This window comes from Stenotrophomonas sp. YJH_SMC_105-26 (assembly GCF_059368915.1).
The window spans coordinates 278,387-284,515 of record NZ_JCAFSD010000006.1 but is presented as its reverse complement, the minus strand read 5'-3'; the positions used below and the strand labels follow the sequence as shown (position 1 = coordinate 284,515).

Annotated in this window: 6 protein-coding genes; 3 read left to right on the top strand and 3 right to left on the bottom strand. The window is 67.6% G+C overall.

Annotated elements, in window-relative coordinates:
* Positions 1 to 248 precede the first annotated feature (248 nt).
* Both AC5P7F_RS15665 and AC5P7F_RS15660 read right to left on the bottom strand, forming a co-directional pair.
* The gene (locus tag AC5P7F_RS15665) at positions 249 to 2,669 is read right to left on the bottom strand and encodes a DUF3772 domain-containing protein (protein ID WP_053495286.1); all 2,421 of its coding nucleotides are present in this window, start codon (positions 2,667 to 2,669) and stop codon (positions 249 to 251) included.
* Positions 2,670 to 2,764: 95 nt separating this feature from the next.
* Positions 2,765 to 3,013, bottom strand: coding sequence for a hypothetical protein (locus AC5P7F_RS15660; protein ID WP_014648700.1), 249 nt, complete (start codon positions 3,011 to 3,013; stop codon positions 2,765 to 2,767).
* 182 nt (positions 3,014 to 3,195) lie between these two features.
* Here AC5P7F_RS15660 and AC5P7F_RS15655 point away from each other — a divergent pair, with 182 nt between their 5' ends.
* The 3 genes from AC5P7F_RS15655 to AC5P7F_RS15645 all read left to right on the top strand — a co-directional run bounded on the left by AC5P7F_RS15655 (position 3,196) and on the right by AC5P7F_RS15645 (position 5,518).
* Positions 3,196 to 3,690: a lipocalin family protein gene (locus AC5P7F_RS15655; protein ID WP_032958822.1), complete on the top strand. Its 495-nt coding sequence runs from the start codon at positions 3,196 to 3,198 to the stop codon at positions 3,688 to 3,690.
* A 13-nt stretch (positions 3,691 to 3,703) separates the two neighbouring features.
* The gene (locus AC5P7F_RS15650) at positions 3,704 to 4,912 is read left to right on the top strand and encodes an FAD-dependent oxidoreductase (RefSeq protein WP_164077401.1); all 1,209 of its coding nucleotides are present in this window, start codon (positions 3,704 to 3,706) and stop codon (positions 4,910 to 4,912) included.
* 126 nt (positions 4,913 to 5,038) lie between these two features.
* Positions 5,039 to 5,518 carry a hypothetical protein gene (locus AC5P7F_RS15645; protein WP_014038776.1) on the top strand — a complete coding sequence of 160 codons (480 nt, stop codon included), beginning with the start codon at positions 5,039 to 5,041 and terminating at the stop codon, positions 5,516 to 5,518.
* Positions 5,519 to 5,601: 83 nt separating this feature from the next.
* Here AC5P7F_RS15645 and AC5P7F_RS15640 read toward each other — a convergent pair whose 3' ends face one another.
* Positions 5,602 to 6,036 carry a PepSY domain-containing protein gene (locus tag AC5P7F_RS15640; RefSeq protein ID WP_164077400.1) on the bottom strand — a complete coding sequence of 145 codons (435 nt, stop codon included), beginning with the start codon at positions 6,034 to 6,036 and terminating at the stop codon, positions 5,602 to 5,604.
* Positions 6,037 to 6,129 lie beyond the last annotated feature (93 nt).

Sequence of the window (6,129 nt, the reverse complement as noted above, 5' to 3'; positions counted from 1 at the left end):
GCGGGAGTGTCCGCGGCATGGATGCCGCGGCCAAGCCCCCATGGGTGAGGGCGCTTTGCTTGCGAAGCACTGCTTCGCAAGCGCCCGAACGCACAGCCGCCAGCGGCTGGGCCGGCCTGGGGGTTTACGGCGTCTCCCGCAACCGGACCCACCCCGCCATCCCGCAGGAAATCAGCTGTTGCTGTTGAAGTTGCCGGCCAGCGGCCGGCACTACTGGGGGTGCAGGGCGCAGCCCTGCAAAACAACCCCTACTCCTGCGGGTCGCGGATGATGTGGATGTCGGTCGGGGTCGACAGCGGAATGTTCCGCTCGGCCAGGATCTGCAGCAGGCTGAAGTACAGATCGCTGCGGGTTGCATACACCTGTCGCGGGCTGGCCACGTACGCGAAACTGTTGATGGTGATCTGGCCACCGGCAATGCTGTCGATGTAGACCGTCGGCGCCGGCTGCTTCAGCACGTTGGTGTGCGCGGTGTACGCATCCAGCAGCGCCTGCCGCAGGTTGCCGACATCAGTGCTGGGCGGCACCGCGAACTGGATCTGGATGCGGCCCTGGTTGTTGCCCATCGTCATGTTGCGCACGGTCTTGGTGACCAGCTCGGAGTTGGGCACGATCAGCGTCGACTTGTCGCCCACCTGGATCTCGGTCGATCGCAGGCTGATGCGGCGGATGTCGCCCTCCTGGTCACCCAGCTTCACCCAGTCGCCGATCTTCACCGGGCGCTCGGCCAGCAGGATCAGGCCGGAGACGAAATTCTGGGTGATCACCTGCAGGCCGAAGCCAATACCCACCGACAGTGCGCTGACCAGCAGGGCCAGCTTGCTCAGCTGCAGCCCCATCGCCGACAGCGCCCAGATCACCGCGATGATGATGCCCACGTAACGGGCAACGGTGCTCACCGAATTGCGCGCGCCCAGGTCCAGCTCGGTCTTGGGCAGGTAGGTGTCGGTCAGCCAGCGCTGCACCAGCTGGGTGATCGCCAGGCCGGCCAGCAGCGCCAGTACCGCCAACACGATCCCCGCCGGTGCCAGCTTGGTGCCACCGATATCGAATCCGGTCGTGAACAGTGAAGTGAAGCGCTCCACCACCGCGCCGATGTTGCCGAACGGTGCCACCAGCGCCAGCAGCGCGATCAGTACGACGATGGTACGCAGCGCTGCCGACAGCAGCACGCCCGCCTGTTCCAGCCGCGATACGCTCAGGCCGGTGCTGAGCAGGATGGTCTGGCCGACCTTGCTGTCGGCGTTGAGCATCCACGTGCTCAGGTCATCGACGAACTTGAACAGCAACGTCGCGGCCAACACCACGATGCTGCCGCCGATCAATTGCTGGTTCACGAACTTGGCGAAATTCAGGTAGCCCAGCAATGTGGCAATGATGGCGGCCACCACCGCGATGTTACCCGCTACCCGGGCCAGTACCAGCCAGCTGCTGCGGCGCACCGGCGTGGCTGCACCCACGCCATCGGCCTGCGCTTCCAGCTTGGCCTCGGCCTCGGCGGTCTGCCGGCGATGCAGGCGCGCCAGGGTCACCAGCATGGCCATGATCAGGCCGAGGTAAGTCAGCGCAATCAGTCCGTCCAGCGCCACCGTGGTGACGTCGCTGGTGCGCGTGGCCTGGTCCAGGGCCACCAGCACCGTGCTCAGCCAGGCCAGCGCCGCCGCGCCCCAGGCGTATTTGCGCAGCTTCAGCGCGGCGGTGTCGTCCAGGTTCAACAGCCGCCATGACGGGCGCTTGGGCACCAGCAGGCAGGCGCTGAGTGCGGCGATGAAGGCCGCGCGGAACGTTGCGGTCTCCAGGCCGTCGGCCACCACCTGCAGGCGCGGCGCGATTCCATCGATGGCATCCAGCGCCGCCATCAGCACCACCACGGCATAGCCGGGCAGCAGCGTACCGACCAGCAGCAGCCACATGGCCAGGCCGGACCGGCGCAGTCGACCATCGGGCGCACGTTCGGACGCAGCAAAACGGCGCCCCAGCCTGCGCAGCCACAGCCGCAGTGGGAACATCATCACCAGCGCGGCCAGCAGGCCCAGCAACGGCGTGCCCCAGCCATGGGCGCGGATACCGGCGACCAGCGCATCGCGGCCCTGCCCGGCCAATGGCGCAACCCGCGCGATATCGATCGGCAGACGTTCGGCCACCTTGCTCCACAGCGCGGGCGACAACGGCGAGGCCACCTTCTGGCCCAGTTCTTCCGTGCGTTGCGCGGCTCGCTGCTGCTCGATGTCCGCCGCCAGCTGCTGCGCACGCACGGCACTGGCCTTGGCCTGCACCACCGAAGCGGCCAGGCCGTCACGCTGTTTGGTGAGGGTGCGCCGTTGCGCCGCCAGCTCCGGCGGCTCAGCGGCCCCTTCTGCCGGCGTTCCCAGCTGCGCCAGCTGTTCGTTGAGTCGGTCCAGCTGCGGCTGCAGCGCCTTTTCCAGCGCCTCGGCATCGCGCCGTACCTGCGAGGCATTCTCGGACAGCATCGCCAGCGTCTCGGTGGCTTCTGCATCGCCACGCTTGCGCTCCACATCCTTCAGGCTGGAATCGATATCCGCCAGCTGCTGCTTCGGCGTGGGGTCCTCATCCTGCGCCAGCACCGGCGCGGACAGCAGGAAGGCGGTGCACAGCAGCAGGACCCACCAGGGCCCCCGTGCACGGATCGATCGCAGGAAAGAAGACACGCAGCCACACCGGTTCGCGCGGACCACCGCGCCTGCGCGCGACTATACGGCAGAGCCGGTCAAGGCCGGATGGGCGGCCCCGCCAGCGTCGCGCATCAGTACTTCAGGCGAAGCTCTTCCACCGTCGGCTGCTGCAGCGCATACCAGTCCTGGAACTCTTCCTCGGTGATCTCATCGGGCGCGTACACCGCCACCGGGTGCCAGTCGTGGTCGGTCGGCAGCGGCTGGCGCGGGCCGGCGCGCAGGCTGTAACTCACACCTTCGTAGTCGACCAGTTCGTCGACCTGCGGCCACTGTTCGCGCGCGAACGCAGATTCACTCTTCAACAGGATCACCTGGTACATCGGCACCTCCACCTCGGTTGGATCAGGAAAACACGGCGCTGGCGGCAGGATACCCCCAGGCCGGTGACAACGGGCGCTCCGCCGGGGCGACGGAACGTTCTGGACACGGCCATCGCCCCGGCTTCACCCGCCCATGGCAAGGCCATCGGCATCGTGGAGGCCCACCCCTGCCACGACCGCCGATGACCGAGCACCCGCCGCTGAAAACCGTCGCCGACCTCAAGCTGCCGCGCTACCTGGGCACCTGGTACGAGATCGCACGCCTGCCGATGCGCCACGAGCCGGAAGGCTGCACCGACGTATCGGCGCACTACACCCTGCTCGACAACGGCAACGTCGGCGTCACCAACCGCTGCCGCATGGACGGCGAGATCGAAGAGGCCACCGGCGAGGCCTGCGCTGTCGACAACGACAGCGCGCGGCTGGAGGTCAGCTTCCTGCCCAAGGGCCTGCGCTGGCTGCCGTTCGCCAAGGGCGACTACTGGGTGATCCAGATCGCCCCGGACTACAGCGTGTCGCTGGTCGGCAGCCCGGATCGCAAGTACCTGTGGCTGCTGGCGCGCGAGCCGCGCCTGGACGCGACCGTGCAGGACCATTATCTGGCGGCGGCCCGCCTGCAGGGCTTCGATCTGTCCGAACTGATCCAGACGCCACATACCGGCAAACCCACAGCCTGAGCCCCACGCACGCATGGACCTGAAAAGCGGTTACCCGTGGTGGGCCGTACGCAACGGACTGATCCAGGCGTTCCCCCCGCTGGAGAAGGATCTGCGCTGCGATGTGCTGGTGGTCGGTGGCGGCATCACCGGCGCGCTGATTGCCGACGAGCTGTCCCACCATGGCCATGACGTGGCCGTGATCGAGCAGCGTGACATCGGCTGGGGCAGCACGGCGGCCAGCACCGCGCTGCTGCAGTACGAGATCGATACCCATCTGCTCGAACTGGCCGAACGCTACGGGCAAGACGCCGCAGCACGGGCGTACCGGGCCTGCGCGGAGGCAATCCCGGCACTGGGCGAAGTGGCACGCGGGTTGAAGGACGTGGATTTCCAGCGCATGGACAGCCTGTACCTGGCCAGCCGCCATCGCGACGTGCCGCGCCTGATGGCCGAAGGTGAGGCGCGGCGCAGCATCGGCCTGGATGCCCGCTGGCTGGACCGCGAAGCGCTTCGCGAGCGTTTCGACGTGGATGCCGGCGGCGCCCTGCTGACCCGCCAGGCGGCGCGGGTCGATCCCTACTGTCTCACCTACGGCCTGCTCAAACGAGTGCGCCGCCGCGGCGGCCATGTGCACGACCGCACCGTGCTGCACACGCTCAAGCCTGGCGCGCAGGGCGTAACCGCGATGACCGAGGCCGGCGCCACGGTCCGTGCCCGCCACGTGGTCCTGGCCATGGGCTATGCCAACCAGACGTGGCTGGAACAGCGGGTTGCGCGCAACCGCAGCAGCTATGCCTTCATCACCGATCCCATCGAAGCGGACGTGCTCGGCAGGCTGCGCAACACGATGGTGTGGGAAAGCGCCCGCCCGTACCTGTACCTGCGCGCCACCGGCGACCGCCGCCTGCTGGTGGGTGGGCTGGACGACGCCATCGATATCCCCACCCGGCGCGACCGGCGCGTTGATGGCAAGGCCGGCAAGCTGATGAAGCAGCTGCGGCACTGGTTCCCGCGACTGGATCCGATACCCGCCTTTTCCTGGGCCGGCACCTTCGCCGAAACCGCCGACGGCCTGCCCTTCTTCGGCCCGCACGCGCAGTGGGGACCGCGGGTCCATTTCGCCATGGCCTACGGCGGCAACGGCATCACTTATTCGATGATCGGCGCCCAGCTGCTGCGGGCCCGGATCGAGCGGCGCAGGCATGCGCTGGAATCGCTGTTCGGGTTCGAACGGTTGTAGCGTGCAGCCAGGCATGACCTGGCTCTACCGCAAGCGGGCGCCGACAGGCATCATTCAAGCAACCCCTGCTAGCGTCGGCCTGTACCGCCGCGTGTTGCGTGGCCACCTGTCCGCTGGAGCGCCGTCATGATCCGCCCCCTGACCCTGCTGCTGTGCCTGGCCCTGCCGGGAACCGTGCTGGCCCAGTCCGCCGCTGGCGCCACTGCGCCGCAGGCTGCCGGCCTGGACTTGACGCTGCCGCAGGCGCCGATGCGCTACCTCAACGACCCGGCCCTGCAGCAGGACCCGCCCGGCACCTATTACGGTGACAAGAGCGGCCCGCGCGTGCACGACGATGCGAAGATCGCCGACGTGACCGACGACAAGGTCAAGGTGTCCGGCAGCTTCACCACCGGCATCGGCTATTCGAAGAACGGCGGCAACAGCCACTACAACGCGGCCACGCTGAACCTGAGCAAGAACTACACCACCGATGAAGGCAAGACCCATGGGGTCAACCTCAACATCCACGTGAGTGAGGGCAAGGGCCCGGGCTTCTTCGGCCCGTATGGCGGCTATTACGGCCGCGGGCCGGGCTGGGATTACCCGCCGCCGTACGGCTGGTAAGCCAGCCCCTGTAGAGCCGAGCCCATGCTCGGCTACGGTTGGCCGCAAAGCCGAGCATGGGCTCGGCTCTACAGAGGCCAACGTCAATCCAGCCAGCCATCGCGCTCGCTGTGCAGGATGCGGCCGTCATAGCCGCTCAGGCGCACCTCTACCTTCTGGTTGCGGGCATTGCGGGCTTCCAGCGACCAGGTCGCACCATCGCGTTCCAGCGAATGGATGTCGCGCAGGCCATGCGACTGCGCCCGTGCCAGCACCTGCTCGGTAGTCAGCAGCGCGCGGCCGCTGTGCTCATCGAAGATCTCGCCGGTCTTCGGGTCCACGTAGACCTCGCTGAAGCGGCCATCGGCGCGGCTCACGTCAGCCTCCCACAGGCCATCATCGCGTTCGATCTCGTGGATCTGAGTGTAGCCGGCCTTGCGCAGGGTCTGTTCAACCTGGGCCATGCCCAGCGGCGCGGCCTGTACGGCCGGCGCGACGGCAAGCAGGGCAACAGTGGCGAGGGTGAGCGACTTCAACATGGGGGTTCTCCTGTTCGTGGCCGGACCATCCCGGCAACGCCACGATGCATGGCCCGGTTAACAGCGCCTTAGCCGTGGCTGTTAGCCGGCTGT

Excerpts from the sequence above, each read along its gene's own strand:
- AC5P7F_RS15660 (WP_014648700.1), bottom strand. The coding sequence starts at position 3,013 with ATGTACCAGGTGATCCTGTTGAAGAGTGAATCTGCGTTCGCGCGCGAA.
- AC5P7F_RS15655 (WP_032958822.1), top strand. The coding sequence starts at position 3,196 with ATGACCGAGCACCCGCCGCTGAAAACCGTCGCCGACCTCAAGCTGCCG.
- AC5P7F_RS15650 (WP_164077401.1), top strand. The coding sequence starts at position 3,704 with ATGGACCTGAAAAGCGGTTACCCGTGGTGGGCCGTACGCAACGGACTG.
- AC5P7F_RS15645 (WP_014038776.1), top strand. The coding sequence starts at position 5,039 with ATGATCCGCCCCCTGACCCTGCTGCTGTGCCTGGCCCTGCCGGGAACC.
- AC5P7F_RS15640 (WP_164077400.1), bottom strand. The coding sequence starts at position 6,036 with ATGTTGAAGTCGCTCACCCTCGCCACTGTTGCCCTGCTTGCCGTCGCG.